The organism is Sediminibacterium sp. GW821-FHT12F12 (assembly GCF_058806635.1).
This window is the reverse complement of sequence record NZ_JBXAPW010000014.1, coordinates 34,603-59,901: the sequence shown is the minus strand read 5'-3', so window position 1 is coordinate 59,901 and position 25,299 is coordinate 34,603. Positions and strand designations below refer to the sequence as shown.

The 25,299-nt window shown below is 45.4% G+C and carries 24 protein-coding genes; 14 read left to right on the top strand and 10 right to left on the bottom strand.

Features of this window, described 5'->3' with window-relative positions; translation table 11 throughout:
• Positions 1 to 433 precede the first annotated feature (433 nt).
• Positions 434 to 757 (bottom strand): YkgJ family cysteine cluster protein, encoded by a 324-nt coding sequence (locus AC1RNB_RS16305; RefSeq protein WP_493084549.1) that lies wholly within the window; start codon positions 755 to 757, stop codon positions 434 to 436.
• A 7-nt stretch (positions 758 to 764) separates the two neighbouring features.
• On the opposite strand from AC1RNB_RS16305, the gene AC1RNB_RS16300 reads away from it, so the two are divergent.
• The 7 genes from AC1RNB_RS16300 (at position 765) to AC1RNB_RS16270 (ending at position 7,969) form a co-directional block, all read left to right on the top strand.
• On the top strand, positions 765 to 974 hold the full coding sequence (locus tag AC1RNB_RS16300) for a hypothetical protein (protein WP_493084547.1): 210 nt from the start codon (positions 765 to 767) through the stop codon (positions 972 to 974).
• A gap of 321 nt (positions 975 to 1,295) precedes the next feature.
• Positions 1,296 to 3,179 carry a DNA topoisomerase IV subunit B gene (locus tag AC1RNB_RS16295; protein ID WP_493084546.1) on the top strand — a complete coding sequence of 628 codons (1,884 nt, stop codon included), beginning with the start codon at positions 1,296 to 1,298 and terminating at the stop codon, positions 3,177 to 3,179.
• Positions 3,180 to 3,283: 104 nt separating this feature from the next.
• Positions 3,284 to 4,126 carry a DUF1835 domain-containing protein gene (locus AC1RNB_RS16290; RefSeq protein WP_493084544.1) on the top strand — a complete coding sequence of 281 codons (843 nt, stop codon included), beginning with the start codon at positions 3,284 to 3,286 and terminating at the stop codon, positions 4,124 to 4,126.
• Entirely contained in the window at positions 4,126 to 4,521 is a 396-nt protein-coding gene (gloA2, locus tag AC1RNB_RS16285; RefSeq protein WP_493084542.1) for an SMU1112c/YaeR family gloxylase I-like metalloprotein, read from the top strand. Before AC1RNB_RS16290 ends, gloA2 begins: the two co-directional genes overlap by 1 nt.
• 9 nt (positions 4,522 to 4,530) lie before the next feature.
• Positions 4,531 to 4,917, top strand: a complete 387-nt coding sequence (locus tag AC1RNB_RS16280; protein ID WP_493084541.1) for a hypothetical protein — start codon at positions 4,531 to 4,533, stop codon at positions 4,915 to 4,917.
• A 15-nt stretch (positions 4,918 to 4,932) separates the two neighbouring features.
• Entirely contained in the window at positions 4,933 to 7,449 is a 2,517-nt protein-coding gene (locus AC1RNB_RS16275) for a DNA gyrase/topoisomerase IV subunit A (protein WP_493084539.1), read from the top strand.
• 43 nt (positions 7,450 to 7,492) lie between these two features.
• Positions 7,493 to 7,969 carry an SRPBCC family protein gene (locus AC1RNB_RS16270; RefSeq protein ID WP_493084537.1) on the top strand — a complete coding sequence of 159 codons (477 nt, stop codon included), beginning with the start codon at positions 7,493 to 7,495 and terminating at the stop codon, positions 7,967 to 7,969.
• 326 nt (positions 7,970 to 8,295) lie between these two features.
• Here AC1RNB_RS16270 and AC1RNB_RS16265 read toward each other — a convergent pair whose 3' ends face one another.
• Positions 8,296 to 9,186: a hypothetical protein gene (locus AC1RNB_RS16265; RefSeq protein WP_493084535.1), complete on the bottom strand. Its 891-nt coding sequence runs from the start codon at positions 9,184 to 9,186 to the stop codon at positions 8,296 to 8,298.
• A gap of 138 nt (positions 9,187 to 9,324) precedes the next feature.
• On the opposite strand from AC1RNB_RS16265, the gene AC1RNB_RS16260 reads away from it, so the two are divergent.
• Positions 9,325 to 10,170, top strand: coding sequence for a CvfB family protein (locus AC1RNB_RS16260; RefSeq protein WP_493084533.1), 846 nt, complete (start codon positions 9,325 to 9,327; stop codon positions 10,168 to 10,170).
• A 36-nt stretch (positions 10,171 to 10,206) separates the two neighbouring features.
• Here the strand turns inward: AC1RNB_RS16260 and AC1RNB_RS16255 are convergent, their stop codons facing one another.
• From AC1RNB_RS16255 to AC1RNB_RS16245, 3 genes are all read right to left on the bottom strand, one after another.
• Positions 10,207 to 10,968 (bottom strand): GLPGLI family protein, encoded by a 762-nt coding sequence (locus tag AC1RNB_RS16255; protein ID WP_493084531.1) that lies wholly within the window; start codon positions 10,966 to 10,968, stop codon positions 10,207 to 10,209.
• Positions 10,958 to 13,741, bottom strand: a complete 2,784-nt coding sequence (locus AC1RNB_RS16250; protein WP_493084530.1) for an outer membrane beta-barrel protein — start codon at positions 13,739 to 13,741, stop codon at positions 10,958 to 10,960. Before AC1RNB_RS16250 ends, AC1RNB_RS16255 begins: the two co-directional genes overlap by 11 nt.
• A gap of 248 nt (positions 13,742 to 13,989) precedes the next feature.
• The gene (locus AC1RNB_RS16245) at positions 13,990 to 15,396 is read right to left on the bottom strand and encodes a T9SS type B sorting domain-containing protein (protein WP_493084529.1); all 1,407 of its coding nucleotides are present in this window, start codon (positions 15,394 to 15,396) and stop codon (positions 13,990 to 13,992) included.
• Between the two features lie 210 nt (positions 15,397 to 15,606).
• On the opposite strand from AC1RNB_RS16245, the gene AC1RNB_RS16240 reads away from it, so the two are divergent.
• The 3 genes from AC1RNB_RS16240 (at position 15,607) to AC1RNB_RS16230 (ending at position 18,642) form a co-directional block, all read left to right on the top strand.
• Positions 15,607 to 16,509 (top strand): DUF1684 domain-containing protein, encoded by a 903-nt coding sequence (locus tag AC1RNB_RS16240; protein WP_493084528.1) that lies wholly within the window; start codon positions 15,607 to 15,609, stop codon positions 16,507 to 16,509.
• 368 nt (positions 16,510 to 16,877) lie between these two features.
• Positions 16,878 to 18,056: an acetyl-CoA C-acyltransferase gene (locus tag AC1RNB_RS16235; protein WP_493084527.1), complete on the top strand. Its 1,179-nt coding sequence runs from the start codon at positions 16,878 to 16,880 to the stop codon at positions 18,054 to 18,056.
• 67 nt (positions 18,057 to 18,123) lie between these two features.
• Complete coding sequence (locus AC1RNB_RS16230) at positions 18,124 to 18,642, top strand: GNAT family N-acetyltransferase (RefSeq protein WP_493084525.1); 519 nt, start codon at positions 18,124 to 18,126, stop codon at positions 18,640 to 18,642.
• On the opposite strand, the gene AC1RNB_RS16225 is transcribed toward AC1RNB_RS16230, so the two are convergent.
• The 5 genes from AC1RNB_RS16225 to ytxJ all read right to left on the bottom strand — a co-directional run bounded on the left by AC1RNB_RS16225 (position 18,643) and on the right by ytxJ (position 21,988).
• Positions 18,643 to 19,599 carry a c-type cytochrome gene (locus tag AC1RNB_RS16225; RefSeq protein WP_493084523.1) on the bottom strand — a complete coding sequence of 319 codons (957 nt, stop codon included), beginning with the start codon at positions 19,597 to 19,599 and terminating at the stop codon, positions 18,643 to 18,645.
• 2 nt (positions 19,600 to 19,601) lie between these two features.
• Positions 19,602 to 20,105 carry a DUF6691 family protein gene (locus tag AC1RNB_RS16220; protein ID WP_493084521.1) on the bottom strand — a complete coding sequence of 168 codons (504 nt, stop codon included), beginning with the start codon at positions 20,103 to 20,105 and terminating at the stop codon, positions 19,602 to 19,604.
• Positions 20,102 to 20,665 carry a YeeE/YedE family protein gene (locus AC1RNB_RS16215; RefSeq protein WP_493084519.1) on the bottom strand — a complete coding sequence of 188 codons (564 nt, stop codon included), beginning with the start codon at positions 20,663 to 20,665 and terminating at the stop codon, positions 20,102 to 20,104. The genes AC1RNB_RS16220 and AC1RNB_RS16215 overlap by 4 nt, the downstream gene beginning before the upstream one ends.
• 118 nt (positions 20,666 to 20,783) lie before the next feature.
• Complete coding sequence (locus tag AC1RNB_RS16210) at positions 20,784 to 21,578, bottom strand: sulfite exporter TauE/SafE family protein (RefSeq protein ID WP_493084517.1); 795 nt, start codon at positions 21,576 to 21,578, stop codon at positions 20,784 to 20,786.
• A 77-nt stretch (positions 21,579 to 21,655) separates the two neighbouring features.
• Positions 21,656 to 21,988, bottom strand: coding sequence for a bacillithiol system redox-active protein YtxJ (gene ytxJ, locus AC1RNB_RS16205; protein WP_493084515.1), 333 nt, complete (start codon positions 21,986 to 21,988; stop codon positions 21,656 to 21,658).
• A 293-nt stretch (positions 21,989 to 22,281) separates the two neighbouring features.
• On the opposite strand from ytxJ, the gene AC1RNB_RS16200 reads away from it, so the two are divergent.
• The 3 genes from AC1RNB_RS16200 (at position 22,282) to AC1RNB_RS16190 (ending at position 25,263) form a co-directional block, all read left to right on the top strand.
• Positions 22,282 to 23,640, top strand: coding sequence for a UDP-N-acetylmuramate--L-alanine ligase (locus AC1RNB_RS16200; RefSeq protein ID WP_493084513.1), 1,359 nt, complete (start codon positions 22,282 to 22,284; stop codon positions 23,638 to 23,640).
• A 21-nt stretch (positions 23,641 to 23,661) separates the two neighbouring features.
• Entirely contained in the window at positions 23,662 to 24,432 is a 771-nt protein-coding gene (locus AC1RNB_RS16195; RefSeq protein ID WP_493084511.1) for an exonuclease domain-containing protein, read from the top strand.
• Positions 24,433 to 24,501: 69 nt separating this feature from the next.
• Positions 24,502 to 25,263 carry a polyprenol monophosphomannose synthase gene (locus AC1RNB_RS16190; protein ID WP_493084629.1) on the top strand — a complete coding sequence of 254 codons (762 nt, stop codon included), beginning with the start codon at positions 24,502 to 24,504 and terminating at the stop codon, positions 25,261 to 25,263.
• Positions 25,264 to 25,299 lie beyond the last annotated feature (36 nt).

The following is a 25,299-nucleotide window of genomic DNA, read 5'->3' as shown; positions in this document are numbered from 1 at the left end:
TGCAGCAAACCAGGCAGGATCTTTTTCAAAAAGCATCCGTATACCTCACTACTTCGAAGTATTGTAATGCCCAACAGCCATCTCTTTCGCTTCTATAGTTCTGACTAAACAGCCTGAATACCAACGCTACATAGCGCCTATGGCTGATAACCAGTTAGTTCAACCAGTTCTGATACGCTGGTGCCGCTATGCATACGATAGCCTGACAGGGTATTTATACAGGGATGCCGGATAGTTCACCCATATATCCTTCCCTAGTAAGCCGCTTTTTTAAAGAGGCGGGTTATCTACGGGTTATCTACGGGTTACTGGCGGATTATCAATGCATTGTAATAGGCTAGCATTTGGCATTTTGAACAAAGCAAATTCGATGGGAACTACGGGGTCAATGGGAAGGGGCAGGGGTATTTCAGGTAAGCTGATGAATAGATGGTTACCCGGAGGCTCTTTCAAACCCCATTTCCTCTTTCAGCTGTTCTACCACATTAAAAATAATGGGGCAGCGCTCATAGTGCATAAACGTTGTAAAGAGCCGGTCTTTGAAATGCGGCAGGTGCAGGGCGGGAAACTCTTTGCAGCCTTCAAAACGGTGTTCATATACACTGCATTTATTATCGCTGAGAAAAGGGCAGGGCATGCGGTTCATGATCATGAGTCCGCCGCTGCCTTTTTCGAGGTATTCGCTGTCGAATGCTTCGCGGGTCTGGCCCAGGTGTTGGGAGAGGTTGTCGGCTTCCGCATCATTGATCAGTACCATCAGGCTTTTGCAGCAATTACCGCAATCGGTGCAGCTGATTTGCGGACTGATGGCCTTGTCGAGCCGGAAAACCAGTTGGTCTATCTGTTCGCTGTTCCTTTCCTTTACAAATGCCTTAAACCGGTCGTTCTCGGCCTCATGGGCGGCTGAAAAAGCGGCTATCTGCGCCAGATCGGTTTCTATATGTGGGTTTTCTGCTTTGATGGCGCAAAACTAAGTTTTACAGCTTGCCGGTGCAGGTTAATTCAGGTTTTTTGTCGATTTATCCACATTCTAAGGCCATTTGTAGAAAAGTAAAATTGGGCTGCCGTGGGAGGTGGTTAGATTTGCGGATTGAGGATTAGCGAATTACGGATTAACGGGGATGCAGGTTACTGGTTACTGGTTTCTGGTTGCAGGTTGATGGCTGGATTTGGCTTTCAATCCGCTAATCCGTCATCCGCGAATACCGTGCCCCGAGGGGCGGAACGTACAAGTGAGTGACACAACGAAGCCGAACAAAGAACAAAAGCTGACTATATAAACAACGATTGAGACCATGGCTGAAGAGAAAACTGTTTTTGAGTATAACGAAGAATCGATCCGGTCGCTGGACTGGAAGGAGCATATACGCCTGCGTCCGGGGATGTATATTGGTAAACTGGGTGATGGATCGGCGCCGGATGACGGGATTTATGTATTGATCAAAGAAGTGATCGATAACTGTATTGATGAATACACGATGGGTTTTGGTAAACAGGTGGAACTGACCATTGAAGGCAAAACGGTGACCGTGCGCGATTATGGTCGGGGTATTCCGTTGGGAAAAGTGGTGGATGTGGTGAGCAAGATCAATACCGGTGCCAAATACGACAGTAAAGCTTTCCAGAAAAGTGTGGGATTGAACGGGGTGGGTACCAAGGCGGTGAATGCATTGAGCCAGTATTTTAAAGTAACTGCTTTCAGAGAGGGTAAAGAAAAAACGGCGGAGTTTGAAAAAGGCGTACTGAAACAGGAGCACAAAGAAACCAAAACAACCGAGCCCAACGGCACGTTTGTGGAGTTCATTCCTGATGAGACCATTTTCCGCAATTTCCATTACATACACGAATACCTCGATAACCAGTTATGGAACTATTGTTACCTGAATGCGGGCCTGGCCATGCATTTTAACGGTAAGAAATATGTGAGTAAAAATGGTTTGCTGGATCTGTTGCAGCGGAAGACCAATCCCGAAGAACTCCGTTACCCCATCATACACCTGAAAGGCGATGATATTGAAGTGGCCCTCTCGCATAACAATGATTACGGTGAGGACATTTTTTCTTTTGTGAATGGCCAGTACACCACACAGGGCGGTACCCACCAGCAGGCTTTCCGCGAGGCTTATGTGAAAGTGGTACGTGATTTTTTCAAGAAAGATTATGAAGCATCGGATATCCGTACCAGTATTGTAGCCGCTATTTCGGTACGGGTACAGGAGCCGGTATTTGAGAGCCAGACCAAAACCAAACTGGGTTCGCAAACCGTGTATGAAGGCGGCCCGAGCATGAAGAATTTTGTGCTGGATTTTCTGGCCAAGGAGCTCGATAATTTCCTGCACCGTAATCCTGCCGTAGCCGATGCGCTGAAGAAACGCATTGAGCAGAATGAAAGGGAGCGGAAAGAACTGGCCGGTATTAAAAAGCTGGCCAATGAGCGTGCCAAAAAAGCCAACCTGCACAATAAAAAACTGCGCGACTGCCGGGTACACCTGAACGATGATCTGCCGGCTAAAAACAAGGAAGAGTTTATTGCCCTGCAGAACAATGCCACCATTTTTATTACGGAGGGAGATAGTGCCAGCGGAAGTATCACCAAATCGCGCAACGTGGATTCGCAGGCGGTATTCAGTCTGCGGGGTAAACCGCTGAACTCATTCGGTCTCACCAAAAAAGTGGTGTATGAGAATGAAGAGTTTAACCTGTTACAGCACGCGCTGAATATTGAAGACGGTCTGGAAGGGTTGCGCTATAATAATATCGTGATTGCCACCGATGCCGATGTGGACGGGATGCATATCCGTTTGCTGATGATGACTTTCTTTCTCCAGTTTTTTCCCGACCTGGTAAAGCGTGGTCATGTGTATATTCTGGAAACACCGCTGTTCCGGGTGCGTAACAAACAGGAGACCATTTACTGTTATGATGAAACCGAAAAGCAGGAAGCGGTGAAAAAACTCGGCAACAAACCCGAGATCACCCGTTTCAAAGGATTGGGAGAGATCTCGCCCGAAGAGTTCGGCCGTTTTATTGGCCGCGATATCCGTTTACAACCCGTGATACTGGAACAGGGCGACCATATTCAGAACCTGCTGGAATATTACATGGGCAAGAACACCATGGAAAGACAGGAGTTTATTATTAATAACCTGAAGTTTGAGTTAGACCTGGTGGATAATTAACAATTAAAAATTAGCAATTAAAAATGGGTTGCTAAGGATTGTTAATGGGCGCTGTTTCAGCATAGATGAAATTTTTAATTTTTAATTGTTAATTAATACAGGAGATGTTGCATATAGTATTTGAACAAGCTAACGTAGATGCCTTACAGAAAGCGATGGAACTGGATGAGCAGTTGCTGGGGGAGATTGTAGAGATCAAGGATGATTTTGCGGTTGGCCCCTTGGGTGATATTTATGGTACAGAAGGTTACCAGGCAAGAAGGGATTGGTGGAAAACGGTGCTGGAATTTTCTCCCTATACCGATCAGCTCGATATTGTGGATGATAAACTGGCGGTGCATAACCTGCTGAAAAAATTGGACGAAGAACCTGATTTACAGGTCTGGATCTGGATGGGACAGAATGCACATGATGTATCGGCTTATTACTGGCTGATGAGTCAGTTGAAAGAGCGCCAGGGACAGATACAGGTGTTATACCTGAATAACCTGCCCTTTATTAATGAGAAAGGGAATATATTTTACCCCACCCATTTGTGGGAGATACAACCAAAAGAATTCCTGAAAGCCAAAAAACTGGCGAGACCGATTACGTTGAGTGAGTTTGAAGTGGATCCGGATGAGTGGAAAAAAACCTGCCAGGAAAACAGCATGGTGCGTTTTCTGGAGGGAGGAAAAAAAATCACCGGGAAGGAAGTGGATTTTTACGATAAGGATATACTGGCCAACGTGACCAAAGAAGCGCAGAAGCTGAACAAAGTGTTGAGCAATACGCTGAACAAAATGAAGGTAAAAACGGGCGATGCTTTCCTGGTATGGCGTATGCGTGAGATGGCAGCAGCCGGAGCGTTGCAAATGATGGGTGATTGGAGCAAGGGCTGGAAAGAGATCACGGTTATGTTACCTGGTGGTTTGGTAGCTGCTGAAAATACAGAAACAGAAGCCTGATGCTGCAGCTCGAAGCCATACACCATGTAGCCATACTTACCAGCTCAGATCTGTATGAAGAAAGCAAACTTTTTTATACGGAGGTACTGGGATTTACAGTGATGGCAGAAGTATATAGGGCAGAAAGGAATTCATACAAACTGGATCTGGCTTTACAGGGACAATACCAGCTGGAATTATTCTCCTTCCCCGATTACCGGGAGAGAGGTTCTTATCCGGAAGCAAAGGGCCTGCGCCATCTGGCATTTGCGGTGAAAGATGTGGAAGCGGGTTATGACTGGTTACAACAGAAAGGAGTAAAGGTAGAAACCATCCGGACGGATGCATTTACCGGGAAGTCCTTTTTATTTTTTTACGATCCCAATGGACAACCGCTGGAATTGTATCAGGTATAATGACGGATTATGATTGAAGTAAAAGCATTGCCGAAAGTGGCAGAAGATGAACGGGGACCTACACATTATTTCGATACGGACAGAAGTACGCAGTTTGTATGCGGGTTCAGAAAAGCGGGATCGGTGAGTGCAAGGCATTATCACAAGGGATTATCGGTGGGTAAGAATCCTGAAGTATTGGTGTTATTTCAGGGAGAGATCACGATCAATTGGTTTGATGTGAGAAACCCGGAGAGCAAAGGCAGCCAGAAAGTAGTGGCACCGGCATTGGTAACCGTGTATCCCTATGCCTGGCATGAGGTTTTGGCAGATACAGATATGATTTTTTTAGAACAGAATACATTGGAAGACGGTAAGTCTGACACTTTTTGGTTAGCAGAAACAGGCGCCCGATAGCGCAAACAGATTGATATGGCGAAAGAAAAACAAGAGAACAGGGTATTTGAAAATGAAACGGGTGTACAGGGACAATACAAGAACTGGTTCCTGGATTATGCCTCTTATGTAATACTGGAGCGGGCCGTGCCTGCTATTGAAGATGGACTGAAACCCGTACAACGACGCATCCTGCATGCGATGAAGGAAATGGATGATGGCCGGTTTAATAAAGTGGCCAATATCATCGGGCAAAGTATGCAGTACCACCCACATGGCGATGCCAGCATTGGTGATGCACTGGTGAACCTGGGGCAAAAAGATTTACTGATAGAAACTCAGGGTAACTGGGGAGATGTAAGAACCGGTGATGAAGCAGCTGCTTCCCGATACATTGAAGCCCGCCTGTCTAAGTTTGCACTGGAAGTAGCGTTTAACCACAAAACCACCGAATGGCAGTTGAGTTATGATGGCCGTAAAAACGAGCCGGTAACCCTGCCCATGAAATTTCCGTTACTGCTGGCACAGGGTGCCGATGGGATTGCGGTGGGATTATCGACCAAAATATTACCCCATAATTTCTGCGAACTGATAGAGGCTTCGATCAAATGTTTGCGGGGTAAGAAATTTGAACTGTACCCCGATTTTCAGACGGCTGGTATGATTGATGTAGCCAATTACAATGATGGCAAACGCGGCGGTAAAGTAAGGGTAAGGGCACATGTGGAAGAACTGGACAAGAAAACACTCGTGATCCGCGATGTGCCGTATGGGGTTACTACCACACAACTGATGGAGAGCATTACCAAGGCCAACGACCAGGGAAAGATCAAGATCAAAAAAGTTACGGATGTAACGGCGGCCGCGGTAGAGATCCAGATTGACCTGGCACCGGGTATTTCGCCTGATATTACTATTGATGCGTTGTATGCTTTCACGGATTGCGAAGTGAGCATTTCGCCCAATGCCTGTGTGATCGTTAATAACAAACCGCATTTTTTAACGGCGCATGAATTGCTGACGGTATCTACCGAGAATACCAAGGCCCTGCTGAAGAAAGAGCTGGAGATCAAACTGGCCGAACTGGAAGACAAATGGCATTATACTTCGCTGGAGAAGATCTTCTTTGAAGAAAAGATTTACAAGGAACTGGAGCAGAAACATGCTACCTGGGATGCCGTGATCGAAGCGATTGATAAAGCCTTTACTCCCTTCAAGAAAAAACTGAAGCGGGCCATTGAAAGGGAAGATATCCTGAAACTGACGGAAAAACCCGTTCGCCGCATCTATCGTCTTGATATCAATGAGCTGAATGAGCAGATCAAATCCATTGAAGCCGAGATCAAACAGGTGAAGTTTGACCTGGAGAACCTGACTGATTTTGCGGTGGCTTATTTTGAAATGCTGTTAAAGAAATTCGGCAAAGGCAGGGAACGTAAAACCGAGATCAAAGAGTTTGATACCATCCAGGTTAAACACGTGGCCATTGCCAATACCAAATTATACCTGAACCGCGCCGAAGGATTTATCGGTACCGGTCTGAAAAAAGACGAATTTCTCTGCGAGTGTTCCGATTACGATGATATCATCGCTTTTACCAAAGGCGGTACCATGAAAGTGGTGAAAGTGTCTGATAAGGTATTCATCGGTAAAGACATCATTCATGCAGCTGTATTCCAGAAAAATGATGAGCGCACCACCTATAATATGATTTACCTGGATGGCAAATCGGGCGTGAGTTATGCCAAGCGTTTTAATGTAACCGGCGTTACCCGCGAAAAAGAATACGACCTGACCAAGGGCACAGAAAAAAGTAAAGTGCATTATTTTACTGCCAACCTGAATGGGGAAGCAGAAGTGGTGAAGATCATCTTAAGTCCCAATTGTACCGCCCGCATCAAAGAACTTGATTTCTTTTTTGAAGAGTTGGAGATCAAGGGCCGGAGCAGCATGGGTAACCAGGTAACCAAGTATCCGATCAAAACTGTAAAACTGAAAGAAGCCGGAAGAAGTACCCTGGCCGGCAGAAAATTATGGTTTGATGATAAGTTTGGCAGGCTGAATGCCGAAGAGAAAGGACAATACCTGGGCAGCTTTGAAGACGAGAAGATCATCGTATTTTACCATGATGGTTCTTACGAATTAACCGATACGGAACTGACCCAGCGTTTTGAACCCGATAAGATTGCGCTGATCGAGAAATTTGATCCGGAAAAAATCATTTCGGCTGTGTATCTCGATGCAGATAAACAACAGTATAATATCAAACGCTTTAAAATTGAAACCACTACGCTGAAAACGCAGTTCGCCTTCATCAAAGAAGGAGAGGGCAACCGGTTGGAAGCGGTAACTACAGAACCGGAACCCATACTGGAAGTACAATCAGGTCGTGGACAAACCATCCGCAAAGCCAAATTCAAAGTGGCTAAAATGGTAGAAGTGATGGGTTGGAAAGCAGTGGGTGCCAAGCTGACCGATTATAACAAGACGATTGAAATGCAGTGGGAACAGAAACACAGGGACGATAATGGGCAACCCGAACTGTTTGGGTAAACCTTTTTGCCTTGTGTAACGTATATCTATCTAAAACCGGTTCATGGCTATACAGTATGCATTTGTTACCCGCTGGCAGATCAAAGCACCCTTGCCGCAAGTATGGAATGTGATTGAGGATTCGCTTAACTGGCCCCATTGGTGGAAAGGTGTGGTAGCGGTTACCGAAGAGAAAAAAGGAGATGTCTCCGGCATTGGCAGTGTACGTGTTTACCAATGGCGAAGTATACTGCCTTATCAATTGGCTTTTCACATGGAGCTGACCGGACTGGAACAACACCGTTACCTGAAAGGCAAAGCCTACGGCGAACTGGAAGGAGAGGGCGAATGGTTTTTTGAGGAGAGAGCAGGTGTAACCTATATAGAATACCACTGGACCGTTTTTACCAACAAAGCCTGGATGAATTATTTCGCTTTCCTGCTAAAACCGGTATTTAATTATAACCATGACGTGGTGATGCGCTGGGGCGCCCAGGGGCTGGCTAAGAAACTGAATGCAGAATTGGTTAGTGATCAGTAACGATGTTACAAAAAAATTAACCTATCTCTTTTCCACTCTTTCTCTCTTGTGCTTCTCTTAGCGAAACATCTTTTGCGTATTGCCGTTTTGCTAATCGGTGGAGGATGTTTCACTAAGAGTTAAAGAGAAAAAGAGCAAAAGAGGGATAAGGAATCATGCGCTCGAAAAATGCAGAACAACTTTGTATTTCTGAAAGTGCTGATCAGGTATCTCTTTCCCTGTCTGTGAAACTCCTAACCTCTGTGTTTCCGTGTTGAAAAATACTACTACATTGCGATCATTCATTTTTCAACACAGCGATCACAGAGTTACACTTGTGGTAGCTACTATTCTTTTTTCTTCAGTTGTAAAGTGGCACTCTTGCTCAGGTCGCTGCTTAAGAGGGTTTCGTAGCGGGTTTTGCCATCGTATACGATCAATGCGGCGGTGTTGGGAGGTTTGGTGCCCAGGTTCTCGGCAAACATAGTCAGCTCATTAAACGGAAGAGCTGGATCCAGCTCGATCGTAAGTCTGACAGCTTTATGCGTAAGGGTTACTTTAGGTAGTACCAGTTTATTGTTGAGGTACAGCGAGATCATATCACCATCAATTTCTCCATTGTCGTAAATCTCCAGGCGGATAGAAGGATTCTCCAGCGCCAGTTCTTTGGTATATACTTTGGTTCTTTTCGTAAAATCATCGATGGGTTCAGGCTGTGGCGCAGGCTCGGTTGCCTTCACTAACGGCTTCTGTGTTAGGGGTTCCTCGTTCACCATTACAAGGTCGGTGGTATCATCTGAGCGGGTAAACCGGTAATTGATCTCCGGAACGGTATATTTATGATCCGCATCGGGTACCAGACTACCTGTTAATACAGATTCGGTTTTTGATACGAGTAAATTAAAATTTCCCGAAAGGTTTACATCAATGCTATTACGGGCGTTGGGAGAACGGAAATAGATCATGGAAAAGGGGAGGATGGATAATTTACGGCTAACCGGGTCAAAACTTCCCTTGATGGGTACTTTTACCAGGCTATCTCTGAAATAATAATCCAGCTCGCCCCAAATCTGTTTACCCTTTTGCCGCAGCACCAGTTCAGACAGATACTGGTGATAGTCGCTGGTAGCCTGCATTTTGCCAATACCGTACCAATGGCCATTCACCTGTTGCGAAAACAGTGGAACTGCCGTAAAAAAGCAGCCTATCAGGAGGAGAATTCTGTGAGTCCGGATCATATTGACCGCAAAATATCAAATGCTTTGTTTGCGGCGGTTTGAAAGTTGCTAACATATAAACATATCCGCTAAAGGGGCCTCAAAAACGACTCCCGCAAATAATTGTATCTTTGCACAGACGGAACAACCTACCTATCTATGCAACCAGTACAAGTTGGACAATACAATACCCTCAAAGTAAGCCGCAAAGTTGATTTTGGATTTTACCTCGAAGATGGCGGGGAGGGCATTCTGTTGCCCAAACGTTTTGCACCGCGTACGCTTCGGGTAGGCGATGAACTGGAAGTATTTGTATACCATGATTCTGATAACCGCCTGATCGCTACCACACAGAAAGCCAAAGCGGTGGTAGGTGAGATCGCTACCATGAAATGTGTTTCGGTAACCGGCCAGGGAGCTTTTCTGGACTGGGGTTTGATGAAGGATCTCTTTGTTCCCAAAACCAAACAACTGGGTGGCATGCGCGAAGGTGCCGAATACCTTGTGAAACTGTATATTGATGAGCAGACAGGAAGGGTAGCAGCCACAGAAAAATTGGAAGCCCTGTTAAGCAACGATGAACTCACCGTGAAAGAAATGGACATGGTAGACCTGCTGGTATACCGCCAGTCGGAACTGGGTTATGTGATGATTGTAAATAACCAACATACTGCTATCTTACACAGCAATGAAGTATTTACTACCCTGCATATCGGCGATAAACTGAAAGGATTTGTAAAGACGATCCGTCCCGATCATAAAATGGATGTGGTGCTGGGCAAACCCGGTTTCCAGAAAGTGGAGGATGAAACGGGCAAGATACTTCGTTTGCTGCAGGAGAACCACGGTTACCTGCCATACCACGATAAATCGGATCCGCAGGAGATCTATGATTTCTTTGGAATGAGTAAAAAGACCTTTAAGATGACCACCGGTAATTTATACAAACAACATAAGATTGCTTTCACCAAAACCGGGATACAGTTGGTGAGCGAGGGCGAATAATCCGCTGCCGGCATTATTGTATTAAGGAAGGAACTTTTACAATAAGGAGCTGAGAATATATTTACGCCCATAACCTCCCCAATCGCTGAGTGCTTTTTGCAAGGTAATGACCAATCCTTTGTAGTCCGTCTTTTTCATCTTCCCGGTAGGAGGAACTAATTTTTCGGGTTTAGGTTCCGTCAGTTCTACTTTGGTAGCAAAAATGGTGAGGTTATTTCTTGGGATAGCGAGCCCCAATATCATTCCAGGGAGGTTTGTATAAGAAAGTGGTCCGCCGGATACAGGAATCTGGTCTGTATAAAATGCGATGATATACACCGAATCCAGAATCTTTCCCACGGCTTTATGACATTCGAAGCCCGCAATATCCCGCAGGTCGTTGGTCATTTGCCATTTCACCTGTCTGATGGAATCATTGATCAGGAAGGTTTCATCAAATACACTTTGTTTTTTAGAGAAGATACCTTGTGTAAGGTCTGAATATATGATATCATCCACACTCCGGTCATCACTCATGAACGGGATTTTCTCATATACATCGGTACCTTTTTCGAACAGTGTTTTGCCATCTTTGAAATAAAGATTGTGCAAAGAGGTTCTGAATTTGGGTATTTTGTCTTTTACATTATCCAGCCAATGATCATCTTCGATTTCTTTATGGATATTTATTTTTTTCTCAAACTCGATCTTACCTGCCGTAATAAACTGCGCCTGCGACCGGGCTGCCACAGCAATCAGCAGTAACAGCATACAGATAGTGGATCGTAACAAGCCTGTGAATAGTTGTTTAATCGTCATATTCTGAAGTTTTTCTGTTTTTATTGAATTTCCACCTGAGTGATAGAAGCGTATAGCGTTGAATAATGCTGTACGTGTTTTCTGAAACATAGTTGCTGCTGATATCCCTGTTAAATCCGATTCGCTGGTTCAGGATATCATTCATACTGAGAATGGCAGTAATATCCGTCTTTTTAAAGAGTTTCTTTTCGATAGACGCGTTCCAGATCATGGCGTTATTGTTCCTGTCTGTGGGAGATAATTTTTGCCGGTAATTATAACTGTAATTGGTGTTCAGGCTCCAGCCATGTTTGAATTTGTAATCGAAATAAATGTCAACATTCTGCGTCCAGTATTCCGTAATGGCCTGTGGGTTGATGGAAGAAGTGGAATGATTAAAACCGGCGCCATACTCAAGATACAGTGACATTTTTTTCTCTATCCACCTGCGTACCCCGATGCCGGCCGAAGGACGGATGCTTTGGGTAATATTCTCCCTCCCGTTTACAAAACTGACATTCCTGCCGCCGCTGATCCTGGGATCAAAAGAGAGTTCCAGTTTCATGAATTTGATCTGGCGGCTGATACTGAAACCTGTGCGGTAATTATAATTGCCCTTTACATTCACCGTTTGTGTTACACGTCTGCCCAGGCTGTCAACACTGCTTTTGTTACTGAAAGCATTTTCCGTAAAGGTAACACCCCCATACCCCCAGAGGTTCCGGTTGGTGAGTACTTTAAAATCGGAGAGATTAAAATAAATATCATGTACAAATGCCGGGCGCAGATCGGGATTGCCAAGTACCAGGTTTAAGGGGTCGTTATTGTTGAGTATGGGTTGTAACGCCATCAATGAGGGCTGCTGTGTGCTACCGCTGTAATTCAGGTAAAAGCTGCCGGACGAAGAATATTTCCACCGGATATTGGCTGTTGGAAAATAATTGGTGAAATTTCTGGCATAAGAAGAATCTTTTATAATATTGGTTTGTTGTAAAGCAAGTCCCTGTAATGCCAGCCCCAGTTTGGCCGTAATCTTTTTGCTAACATAATTCCACGCAAAACCACCCCTGTGAGACGTATTGATGAAACGATACTGGTTACTGAATAATAGGTTCAGCGAGTCGTATTTGCCGTTTACTTTTTCATAAGAACGGGTATCCTGCAGTGTGTTGATGGTGTTGAAGGTATAATTGAAATTCAACGACATTTTTTTGCTGAGCGGTTCCGTATAACTGGCCAAAGCCTGTACGCTTTTTGTTTCATTGTTGTTCAGCTTCCGCTGGTCAATGATCTGTTGCGAAGTGGGTAATCCGTTGGTATAAAAATCTGTACGGTTGTATAGATACCCTTCACTGTTAGAAAGCATATTACTGAATCCGGTACTTACGGTAAAAGAGCGGGTACCGGCCTGGTTCAGTTTTCTCCGGAAAAAGATATCGGCCTTGGTACTGTTATTGTCGCCATTGGAACTATTGGTACGGCTACTGGTATTTACCGGTACCTGTTTACCGGTAAGGTATTCGCCATCCTGCTGGCTATAACTATGCGATTTTCCCTGACTGATCCTTGCATTGATATTGATGGTGGTAAGCGAGTCAAGATTAAATTCGTTTTTGGTGCTGAGGTTGCTTTTCCATTTACTGCTGATATTGGATCTTGACTGGTTATTGTAATACACCGTATCGGGCAGGATGTATTTGGTAGTGGTATATCCATCGCCCGCCAGGTTTAGATGATTATAGCTGAAGTTATTGGCAGTATTGTTTTTCAGCTTGCCGAATTTTTTGTTCACCATAAAAGCGGTCTGCAGATTTTCCGGTATGCCTTGTTGTCCCCAGGTGCTGAATTCATCATCCCCATCCCAGCTGAACATCACATTGCCATTCTCTACGGTACTTGAGATACTTCCATAATCCTGCATTTCTTCCCAGCTCATACCATTACGGCCTGTTCTGTCTGCGGTGATCAGTGCGCCCGCTTTTAAAGAGCTGGTAAAACGGCTGGCCGAAATTTTGGATTGATAATACTTGTTAAAGTCAGTACCTGCCGTAGCCGTGCCGAAATAACCTTTTTTGGCATCTTCTTTCATGATGAGGTTGACCGTTTTTTGTTTGGTGCCATCATCAATACCGGTTAGCGTGGCCTGGTCGCTTTTTTTGTCAAATACCTGCACTTTGGCAATATCTTTTGCATTCAGGTTCTGGGTAGCCATGGTGGGATCATCTCCAAAAAATTCATCCCCATCCACCAGTACTTTCTGCACTTTTTGTCCCTGTGTAGTGATTTCTCCCTTACTGTTTACCGAAATGCCCGGCATCACTTTCAGCAGGTCCTCTACGGTGGCACCTGGTTTTACTTTAAAACTATCAGCGAGGTATTCGGTTGTATCACCTTTAATGCGGATGGGCGGAATGGTTTGCCGTACGATCACTTCTTCCAGTAAATGTGCTTTGGTGGTGAGTGCGATGGGAATGAATATCTGTTTACCGGGGATGGATTGTACCGTATCAATCCAGTCGGCATATCCGGGATAGGTAACCACCATAATATACTTTCCGCTGGCTACTTCTCCCAGATCAAATCCTCCTTTTGTATTGGCCCGGGTATATTTTACCAGCGAAGAATCTTTGGGCTGTTTGATATAAACCACTGCGTTGTGTAAAGCAGTTTTATTCAGGGTATCTGTAACGGTTCCTTTTACCGGTGCTGTTTGTGCAGCCGCCGAGGCAGATAACAGTGTTGTTAATGCCGCTAAGGCATACAATTTTCTCAATAGTTTTGGTAACAGAATCATTAGGGATGATTATGTGATGTAATGAGGAACCTTAAAATGCTACAGATGCTTAGTGATTCATTTTCCATAACCCCTCATCGTAATAGATCCGAAACGGGTTGTAAAAATGGATACTGATCAGTCAGAATTCAGTTGACTGAAGTAGGGGGGCCATGCCAGTACCTGCAATGGTGTAATGAAGATAATATGTTAATTCTTTATAACTTGTTAAATCTCTTTCCTGAAGCGCTGTCAGTTATATTACCCATTTACCTGAGCAACACAATATTTCCTTTCTGTTCTTTCGTGGTTCCATTGCGGGTGTATCTGCAATACCAGATATAGGTGCCCGTTTGCTGAAGTTGATGCTGATAAGTACCATCCCAACCTTTGTCCGGAAGCGTACTTTCAAAAATCAACTGTCCCCAACGGTTGTATACACAGAGATAGAATTTACTGAAACTATAGGAACTCAGCATTCTGAACTGATCATTTTTGCCGTCTTTATTAGGCGTGAACGCAGAGGGAAAATAAATACCGCAATACTGATCCGTAACATGGATGGTTGATTTGCCTATGCCACAGGTATTGGTAACCGTTACACGGTAAATACCCGGACGGGTTACCGTGAGATGATCCAGTACCGAACCGTCCTGCCACAGATAACTGGTAAAAACACCCGGTGATAACAAGATCGAATCTCCATCGCATACCACTGCTTCTGCCGGCATTACAGGAATGGGTAACCTGACAACGCTAAGCTGGATGACCCGGATACTATCGCAGCCGGTAACCGACCGGAATGTATCCGTATAGGTTCCGGTTTTGGAATAACCGAGATAGGAACTTCCTTCACAGATGGTTTGCGGGAAACGGGTTAGTAAACTGGGTGTAACAGTCAGATCCAGTGCGGTAACAGAGTCGCATCCTGACATGGCACGGAGTGTATCGAGATAAAGCCCTGTTTTAGTAAGTTGTTTTGAATGATAAGTATAGGTCTGCCCCTCGCAAATGGTGGCACTTAATTTAGTATGAATGGGCGGCAGGGGTGTTACCGATGCCTGTGCCAGCAGTGCCACCACAGTGGCACTGGATGCTACCTGTATAATCAGTGTATTGGTTCCTGCTTTCCAATTACTGCAAAGGGAGGCAAATAACTTCCCGTTTTCTTTTGCGCCTTCTGCTTTATAGGGATTGGGCAGTACCGGGATCTGTTGCTGTAACCGGCTGCTTTGTGGTACTCCATTCACATATATTTCATAAATGGAATTGTCTGCAAACATATCCAGGCTCAGACAAAAACTATTGTCATCATTAAAATTTTTTCCGCAGGGGGTAAAACAGGGAAGTTCAAAACTGATCCTGAAAAAAAAGAATCTGTCCGCCGTATGTTCTCCGGTAGCGCTGAAAGAGATCCATGCACAATCAGACCAGGGACTCCGGTAATACACGGCAGGAACAGCAGACATGATTAACGCAGGCTGGTAAACCCCATTGATGGAGTCGCGGGCTACCTGCCAATGCAGATCTGCACCACCGGGGGCAACGGTACGTCCTTTTCCATCAGAGCCGGTATTAAAATAGTCATTGCCGGGTGCCTGTCCGGTTTGTACGGCGCATTGCGTCCATCCCTGGAAAGCAAATAAAAGCAGGCAGGAGAGGATGGCTATACGCATGGGGTGGGCACCCTGTTTGCAGGATAAGGATAAATATAATTCTTTATCTGCAGGAAATAGATAGTATAGAAGTCAGTGCAGGTAGGCAAGGACCGCTATTCTCCCAATGGATCACCTGCTTTTCCAAGGGGTGTATTCGTACACAGTTTGTGCAGTCTATATGATCGGTGGACTAATGAAATGAGTATATTTGTACACTAAAAATACCTGATGAAAGTATTGACAAAAACTGTTTTACCGGTTTTAGTGGGCTGTTTGCTCTTACAAAATAGTACGGTAGCACAAACCTCTCCCAAATACCGGGAAGAAATTGTGCACTGGAATCAACAACGGATTGATTTTCTTCGTTCTCCGGCTGGCTGGTTAAACCTGGAAGGTTTGTTCTGGCTGCATCCCGGCAGGAATTATTTTGGTAGTGCCGGTAGTAATGATCTTGTGTACAAACATCCTTCGATGCCGGCAGTGGCCGGTTATTTTGAATGGGAGAATGGAGCCGTGAAATGGGTAAGCCAGCCCGGCGTTTCCATTACTTTGCAGGATTCGGTTGTAAACAGCCTCACCGTTTTTGAAGAGGCAAAACCGGCTCCTTTACTGGCTTTGCAAACACTTCGCTGGAATGTGATCAAACGGGAAGATAAAATGGGGATCCGTCTGCGCGATCTTGCCTCCAAAACTGTTCAGAACTTTCGTGGTATCGCACGTTATCCTACTAATATTGCCTGGCGTGTAACGGCTAAGCTGGAAGCACCTAGGCAGGCCAATATTTTTATCACCAATGTGCTGGGGCAGACCAATGCCCAGCAAACGCCGGGTAAACTGGTATTCAGTATCAATAGTAAAACCTACCGGTTGGATGCTTTGCAGGAAGAAGACCAACTCTTTATCATTTTTGCTGATGCCACTAACGGGAAAGGCACTTATCCAGCTGGCAGATTTCTGTATGCGGCATTACCGGATGCGGATGGTAATACGGTGCTTGATTTCAATAAAGCATATAATCCGCCCTGTGCTTTTTCACCCTTTGCTACCTGTCCGTTGCCGCCACCGCAGAACCGGTTACCTTTTGCGATTCCGGCAGGGGAGAAAAACTACCATGCTGCTAAAAGCAAATGAGGCCGGTGGTTCTTCGCTATTGTTGGTCGGCGACTAAGTTGTTCGGAAGATTTTCTGGTATTCTCTTATCAATGAGCGTTACCCGGGACTTAAGTCCCCGGATAAAGATTTGTAACATGATATCTCCCACGCGCTGAAGAGCGTGGCAAAAAGAAGAGACAATTTGCCACACTCTTCAACGCGTGGATAGAAAGTATAGGAATATTTCCTGTGGGCTTTGGCCCCCGAATAGCGATCTATCATGTTCCGAAAGCCTTAGTGGGAGACCAGCTAAGGCATGGGATTATTCAGGAGAGATATCTTATCGGCAAAAGGCTAACAATTGTTAGTTCAAAGTTGTAACTTTGCAAAAACTTAAACAGATTACAATGGTTTATATCGTTTCAGCCGTTCGTACCCCCATCGGTAGTTTTGGTGGTAGTTTGAAAGATTTTACTGCGCCTCAGTTAGGTGCTATTGCCATTAAAGCGGCAGTAGAAAGAGCTGGCATTCAGCCGGCCGATGTGCAGGAAGTATTGATGGGATGTGTGATCCAGGCCAATACCGGTCAGGCACCTGCGCGTCAGGCAGCTAAGTTTGCCGGTTTGCCCGATCAGGTTATCTGCACCACCGTTAACAAAGTTTGCGCGAGTGGCATGAAAGCCATAGCACAGGCGGCCCAGAGCATTTTACTGGGCGATGCAGATATTGTAGTAGCAGGAGGTATGGAAAGCATGAGTAATGTACCTTTTTACAGTCCGAATATGCGTTGGGGTAACAAATATGGCAATGTGAGTATGATCGATGGCCTGGCCAAAGATGGTCTGACAGATGTGTACCACAATTATGCCATGGGTAATGCGGCAGATTTGTGTGCAAGAGAATGTAATATTTCCAGAGAAGAGCAGGATGCTTTTGCGGTGCAGAGTTATCAGCGTAGCCAGGCTGCCTGGGCCAATGGGGCATTTGAGGCAGAGATCGTTCCGGTACCCATTCCGCAACGCAAAGGAGATCCGATTCTCTTTGCTAAAGATGAAGAAGCCTTCAATGTTAAATTTGATAAGATCCCTGAACTGAAACCTGCTTTTGCCAAAGAGGGAACTGTAACCGCTGCCAATGCCTCTACCATGAATGATGGAGCAGCAGCATTGGTACTGATGAGCAAAGCAAAAGCCGATGCCATGGGTATCAAACCCCTCGCCATTATCAGAAGTTATGCGGATGCAGAACAGGCACCTGAATGGTTTACCACTACACCTTCATTGGCCGTACCCAAAGCCGTTGCCAAAGCTGGTTTGCAGATGAGCGATATTGATTTTGTGGAACTCAACGAAGCATTCTCTGTAGTAGGCATTGTGAATACACAGAAAATGAAACTCGATCCAGCCAAAGTAAATGTGAACGGCGGTGCCGTATCGATGGGCCACCCATTGGGTTGCAGCGGGGCAAGGATCATGGTTACCCTCATCAATGTACTGAAACAGAATGGCGGTAAGATCGGAGCAGCTGGCATTTGTAATGGGGGAGGTGGTGCGAGTGCGATGGTGGTAGAAATAATTAAAAATTAAAAATTGTGTTACTGCGGGTTGCAGGATGTTTCATTGAGGTGCCTTGACCTGCAGTGATTTTTTTTGTATGGTACAGATAAGATTGGCGGAAGCGGGAGAAGCGGAACTGGTTGCGGAGATCAGTCGCGAAACTTTTTATGATACGTTTGCCGTGCACAATACGATGGCCGATATGGATAAGTTCATGGCCGAACAGTTCAGTACAGCACAACTGGTGGAAGAATTTTCCCAGGCAGGACATAGTTTTTTTCTGGCATGGGTAGATGAGCTTCCGGCGGGGTATATCTTTCTCAAAAACAAATCGCATCAATCGCTGGGATCAGAAGCTGCCATAGAGATATCCCGTTTATATGTTCGCCAGTCATTTATAGGGAAGGGGGTCGGTAAATTATTGATGCAGAAAGCCATTGCATTTGCGGAGCAACAGCAGAAAGAATGGATCTGGCTGGGCGTTTGGGAACATAACCAGACCGCTATAGATTTCTATACTGCTTTCGGTTATGAAAAATTTTCCGAACACCATTTTCTCCTAGGAAACGATCTGCAACTGGATTGGCTGATGAAAAAAAATCTTACCCGCGTTTAACTACTTTGTTTTCTGCCAGGGCCCAAACTTATGCTGCTGTTCGCTGAGACTGTCTGCATACGGACCAAAAGGATGATCAAAAGGTTTGGTGCGGATATTGGGCCAATCGTTGCGGAGATCTTTCACCGGCCTCGGTTGTGCATTTACAAATGCCGCTACATCCCAGGCTTCTTCATCCGAGAGAACCGGCGTATGATAATTGGCCGGATTAGGCATATTGTTTTTGACAAAACCCGCAAACCGCGATAACCGGTACAAACCGGCTCCCGTATTATAACTATGCGGCCCCCATAGCGGCGGATATTCATACCTTTTGTCATCTTTTCTTAACTGACCTTCGCCATTGGCGCCATGACATTTCTGACAGGTATTGGTATACACCAGGGCACCCTTTGCCGGGTCGGCGGCCCTTGTCATAAAGGGAAGATCTTTGATACCTGTGCCTTTGGGACGTGTGCCTTTGGGTACTTCTTTCCCCAACCATTGGAGATACGCTACAATGGCGCGCATTTCCCTGCTGCTGCTATCGATTGCTTGTCCGTTCAGGCTTCTTTCCATACAGTCATTCACCCTTTTTTCAATGTTTTCGAGGCTGCCGGATCTGTCGCGGTATTTGGGATAGTTCGCAGCTACGGCTCCATAATTATTGCCCCAGGGTTTGGTGCCCGCTTCAAGGTGGCAGTTCTGGCAATTCATGCCATTGGTAATCTGTGCAACGGTTCCTTTCGGACCGAGATAAAGGGCCGTATTCACAATCAGTTCTCTCCCGTAACGGATCTCAGCACCATCGCCATCAACGGGTACCTGGTAGATGCCGGCACCCGTCCAGCAATCTCCTTCAGTAACGGTTTTGTTTTCTGTAACAATCGTTTCTTTTTTATCACCTCCTATCCAAAACAACAGCAACGCTGTAATAAGCAGAGTGAGAAACAGGGGAAGGATATATTTTCGCAACATGATTAGTGGGGCAGTTTATCTCTCAACAATCCGTATACCCAGGTGCCGGCAATGGCGCTGACTAAGGTAACAATCACAACGGTGGCGCCCGTGCCGATCTGTGCAAAGAGAGGGCCGGGACAGGCACCCGTCATGGCCCATCCAAAACCAAAGAGCAGGCCACCAATGATCTGTCCTTTGTTAAAGGGTCGTTCAGGCAGATCCACTTCTTCGCCATAAATGGTTTTGATATGGAATTTCTTGATCAGAAAAACAGAGAGGGCGCCTACTGCTACGGCAGAACCGATCACACCAAACATGTGAAAACGCTGCAGCCGGAACATTTCCTGTATACGGAACCAGGAGATCACTTCCGCTTTGGTTAAGATGATTCCGAAGATAAGACCCGCTGCGAGATATTTCAGGTTGAACCACCAGGGATGCGAAAGGTCACTGCTGTTTACGCAAACCGCATCCAGTGAACGGGTTTCAAAATCAGTATTGGTTTCTTTGATGGACGGGTTCATAATTGCAGGATAAGAGGTAAAATAAGATTGGCCATGATAAATCCACCAGCCATAAAACAGATAGTCGCTATCAGCGAAGAGAGCTGCAGGTTACTCAAGCCCATGATCGAATGTCCCGAAGTACAACCTCCCGCATAACGGGTACCAAAACCTACGAGAAATCCACCGGCGACCATTAATATCAATCCTTTCAAAGTAAGTAATGCGGGCCAGTTAAAGAGGTCGGAGGGTATCAGGCTATCATGGTTGGTGATGCCATAGCCCTGTAATTCCTGCAATAGTTTTTCATTTACGACCACCGGATCGGAATGCGAAAGAAAGGTAGCCGCCAGGTAACCACCACCCACGACACCTGCCACAAAAAAAAGGTTCCAGGCTTCTTTTTTCCAGTTGTATTTGAAAAAGGGGATGCCCGCGGGTAAACAAGCCGCACAGATATGCCGCAGCGATGAAGAAATACCCAGACTTTTATTGCCGATCAGTAATAATACCGGCACCAGCAGTCCGATCAGTGGCCCTGCCACATACCAGGGCCAGGGTTGTTGTATCCATTCCAACATAGTTTGTGAATTTGATCAACGAAATAATTCCGTGAGACTGTAAATTATAAAAACTCTGTGTATCTCTGTCCCTCTGTTTCTCTGTGTTTAAAAAAGTTGCCACAAAAACACTATTTACTTAATTCAGGAAGAGTTCATGGATGATAATATAGATCCCCATCAGCAGGATGAACCAGCCAAACCATTTCTTTAATTTTTCTCCCGGCAGATCCTGTCCCAGTCTGCGGCCGATAAAGGTGCCGGTAACTGCAATGGCGGTAATAGGAACCAGTAACCACCAGTCGAACCGGGTATGCAGCAGATCTCCCGCGAAACCGAACAATGAGTTCATGGCAATGATGAGCAACGAAGTACCGATGGCACCTTTCATGGAGAGATGAAAAGAGAAGATAAGAACGGGGATAATGATAAAACCACCACCTGCACCGAGGAAACCGGTTAAGATCCCGACCAATACACCCCTGATGAGGGCTTTGGGAAGATGAATGGGCTGGTTTTGCAGGGACTCATCCACCAGGGGTTGTTTCTGTATCATACTTTTGGCGGCAATGATCATGATCACCGCAAAAACAAGCATCGTTACCAGCGATTTGGTAATCGTGAAACCGGCTACTACGGCCAGTTCATCCGGTATTACCGGTAACAGGAGTTTGCGGATCAGTAAAACAGTAATGATGGAAGTAAACCCAAAATACAGTGCAGCCCTGCCATTGATATTACCCCGACGGTAATTTTTGTAGGCACCGGCCAGACTGCTGCATCCCACAATAAAAAGAGAATAACCGGTAGCTGTAGTAGGAGGGATGCCAAAGAGATACACGAGTACAGGAATCGTGAGAATGGAACCGCCACCGCCGATCAGTCCCAGAGATACGCCTATCAGTAAAGCAGCCAGGTAGCCTGCAATTTCCATGTACTTGTTGTTAGAAAGCAAAGATGCTGAATATTCAACGAGTAAGGGCGGAAGCCGTAAAAATTATTCCTTGTTTCTTATGCGACGCTGAGAGATACCAGTTCATCCATGGTAATGGCCATATGACTTTCATCATACACACATTCGCCATTTCGGATCAGTAATACCTGCGGTGATTCATGGTACACCTGAAAATCTTCGGCAATTTTATTGGAGATATTGCGATGGGCCAGCAGGTCGAGATAATAAAAATCGATGGTGGCAGGTGCTGCTGCTCTTTCCAAACGGTTTAACACCATACTGCTCGTACTGCAACGGGTGCTGTGTTTGAAAATAACCTGCGGGATGCTGAATGATTTTTCTTTGATCAAAATAAGTTGATCTTCTGTAGTAAGGGGGATCCAGTTCATGATAGGGCTTTCAGAAATAACAAAACAGCAGGCAAAGGGTTCAGTTTACCACTGTCTGAAATACTTGGGATTGGTTGTTGGGCAACCTTTACGGCTGGGTGCACAGGAGCTAAAAATGACCGCAGCCACTAAAAAGGTGATACATACAAGTGCAATCTTTTTCATGCTTCGTGTTTAAATAAGAGTTTAGGCTGTATTTTGCAACAGGTCAAAGATATAGTTTCAGCTGTAAACGTTGCCTCTTAGGGATACAGTTTTTGTTAATTTATCCGACCGGAACCAAATAATAACGTATGCGAGTCCATTTTATTTCAATCGGGGGCAGTGTGATGCACCAATTAGCCATTGCTTTACACCGGAAAGGGTACCAGGTAAGCGGTACAGACGATGAGATTTTTGAACCTGCCCGCACCAATCTGGCGGCAGAAGGATTGCTTCCAGCCCAGATCGGTTGGCAACCGGCATTGATAACCAATGATATAGACGCTATTATCCTCGGCATGCATGCCAAAGCCGATAACCCAGAACTGGCCCGGGCGCAGGAACTGGGACTCAAAATCTATTCTTTCCCGGAATATATTTACCATGAAAGCCGGCAAAAAAAGCGGGTAGTGGTGGGGGGAAGTCATGGCAAAACCACTACCACCAGTATGATCATGCACGTACTCAGACAGTTACACCAGGATTTTGACTACCTGGTGGGTGCCCGGCTGGAGGGATTTGACCAGTCGGTGAATATTACCAACGCCCCGGTCATCATTTGTGAAGGCGATGAATATCCGGCCAGTACCCTGGAAAAAAAGCCCAAGTTTCATTTCCTGTTTCCGCATGTGGCTATTTTGACCGGGATCGCCTGGGATCATATCAATGTATTTCCGACTTTCCCTTTTTACCTGGAGCAGTTTGTGATTTTTATTAATAAGATTGAAAAAGATGGGTTGCTGATCTACAACGAATCGGACCCGGTGCTGAAAAAACTGGTAGAAGAGAACCTGCGTACAGATATCCGTTACCAACCCTATGCCGTACCCGAACACCAGATCAGGGAAGGGAAAACGACGGTTACTATTGAAGGCGTTACCGGCACACTGAAAGTATTTGGTAATCACAACCTGATGAACCTGTATGCAGCTTATTATGCCTGTAAGGAACTTGGTGTTACGGCAGCCAATTTTATAACGGCCATCGCCGGTTTTACCGGTGCGGCTAAAAGACTGGAATTGCTGGCTGCCGGCCCCACTACCCATGTGTACCGCGATTTTGCACATGCCCCCAGTAAAGTAAAAGCCACCATTGAAGCGGTAAAACAACAATACCCCAACAGGAAGCTGGTAGGTATTCTCGAATTACACACTTTCAGCAGCCTGAACGAAGCATTTATGGCAGAGTATAAGGGGGCTATGGACCAAGCGGATGTAGCCGTGGTGTTTTACTCCAAACATGCATTGGAACTGAAGCGGATGCCCGACCTGCCTGCGGAGAAAGTGATGGCCGGTTTTGGCAAAGAAGGATTACTGGTGATGAATGACAAGGAACAGTTAACCCATTGGTTGCAGAACCAGTCATTTGAAAACAGTAACCTGGTTTTAATGAGCAGTGGCAATTATGATGGCATAGATATGCTTACTTTTGCCCAGCAGATTACTCAATAAGAAAATGACTGTACCCAGCTAATGAAATTGCAATTAACCCGCCCGATCGCTTTTGTTGATCTGGAAACAACCGGAATCAACATCAGTGCCGACCGTATTGTAGAGATCGCGATCGTGAAAATACTGCCTGATGGTACACAACAGGTGAAGCGAAAACTGATCAACCCGGAAATGCCCATTCCGCAGGCATCCAGTGATATACATGGTATCACCGATGAAATGGTAAAAGATGCCCCTACGTTTAAACAGGCCGCCAATGAATTGAAACAATTCATGGAAAACTGCGACCTGGGAGGGTATAACAGCAACCGTTTTGATATACCCATGCTGATCGAAGAGTTTCTCCGCATTGGTATGGAGTTTAATATTGATGGCCGCAAACTGGTAGATGTGCAGAAAGTGTTTCACATGATGGAACAGCGAACCCTGAGTGCCGCCTATAAATTTTATTGTCAGAAATCGCTGGATGGTGCCCATAGCGCCGAAGTGGATGCTACTGCCACATGGGAAGTATTGGAAGCACAGGTAGAACGGTATCCCCAGATCGGAAATACAGTAGAAAGTATTGTGAAGTTTACAGGCGAAGATGATATTGTTGATTTTGCCCGTCGTTTTATCAAAGACAAAGGCATCGAAATATTCAACTTCGGCAAACACAAGGGTAAACCCGTTGTGCAGGTGCTGAAAGAAGAGCCGCAATATTACGACTGGATGATGAAGGGAGATTTTGCCATGAATACCAAACAGAAACTCACTGAAATACTGAACCGGACCCTTGTGAAGAAACCCTGATGACATGGAATTTTTCCTATAATAAAAATTAATATCCGACAATCGGTAAAATCGTAACTTAGGCCTTCAATTCATACCCCCATTCCTCTGGAAAAAATTGTCATCATACCTACGTATAATGAGAAGGAGAATATTTCTTCTATCATTACCGCAGTGTTTGCGCTGGGGAAAGGTTATCATGTGCTGGTGATTGATGATGGCTCGCCTGACGGAACTGCTGCTATTGTACGCAGCATGATGACTGTTTATCCCGATCAATTATTTCTTGAAGAAAGAAAAGGTAAATTAGGATTGGGCACTGCCTATATCCATGGGTTCAAATGGAGTCTGGCCAAAGGCTATCAATACATTTTTGAGATGGATGCTGATTTCTCTCATAACCCGGCCGATCTCGAAAGACTTTATCATGCCTGTAAAGAAGAAGGGGCCGATGTGGCCGTGGGCAGCCGTTATGTGCCGGGAGGTAAAACGGAGAACTGGCCCTGGGACAGGCAACTGTATTCACGCGGTGGGGCTTTGTACACCAAAATACTTACCTGGATGCCGGTGAACGATCCTACAGCCGGTTTTCTCTGTTACTCGAGAAAAGTACTCGAAGCGATTAATTTTGATATGATCCAGTTTGTTGGATATGCTTTCCAGATAGAAATGAAGTTTGCCGCCTGGAAACTGGGTTTCAAAATCAAGGAAGTGCCCATCACTTTTATCGATCGCAAGATAGGCGTTAGCAAAATGAGCAAAGGCATTATCAAGGAAGGTGTATTGGGTGTACTGCAGATCCAATGGAAAAGCCTTTTCCAGAATTACCGCCGAAAAGTGAAAAATAGTTAATCCCCCAAAACGGTTTCCACCAGTTGTCTTTTATCT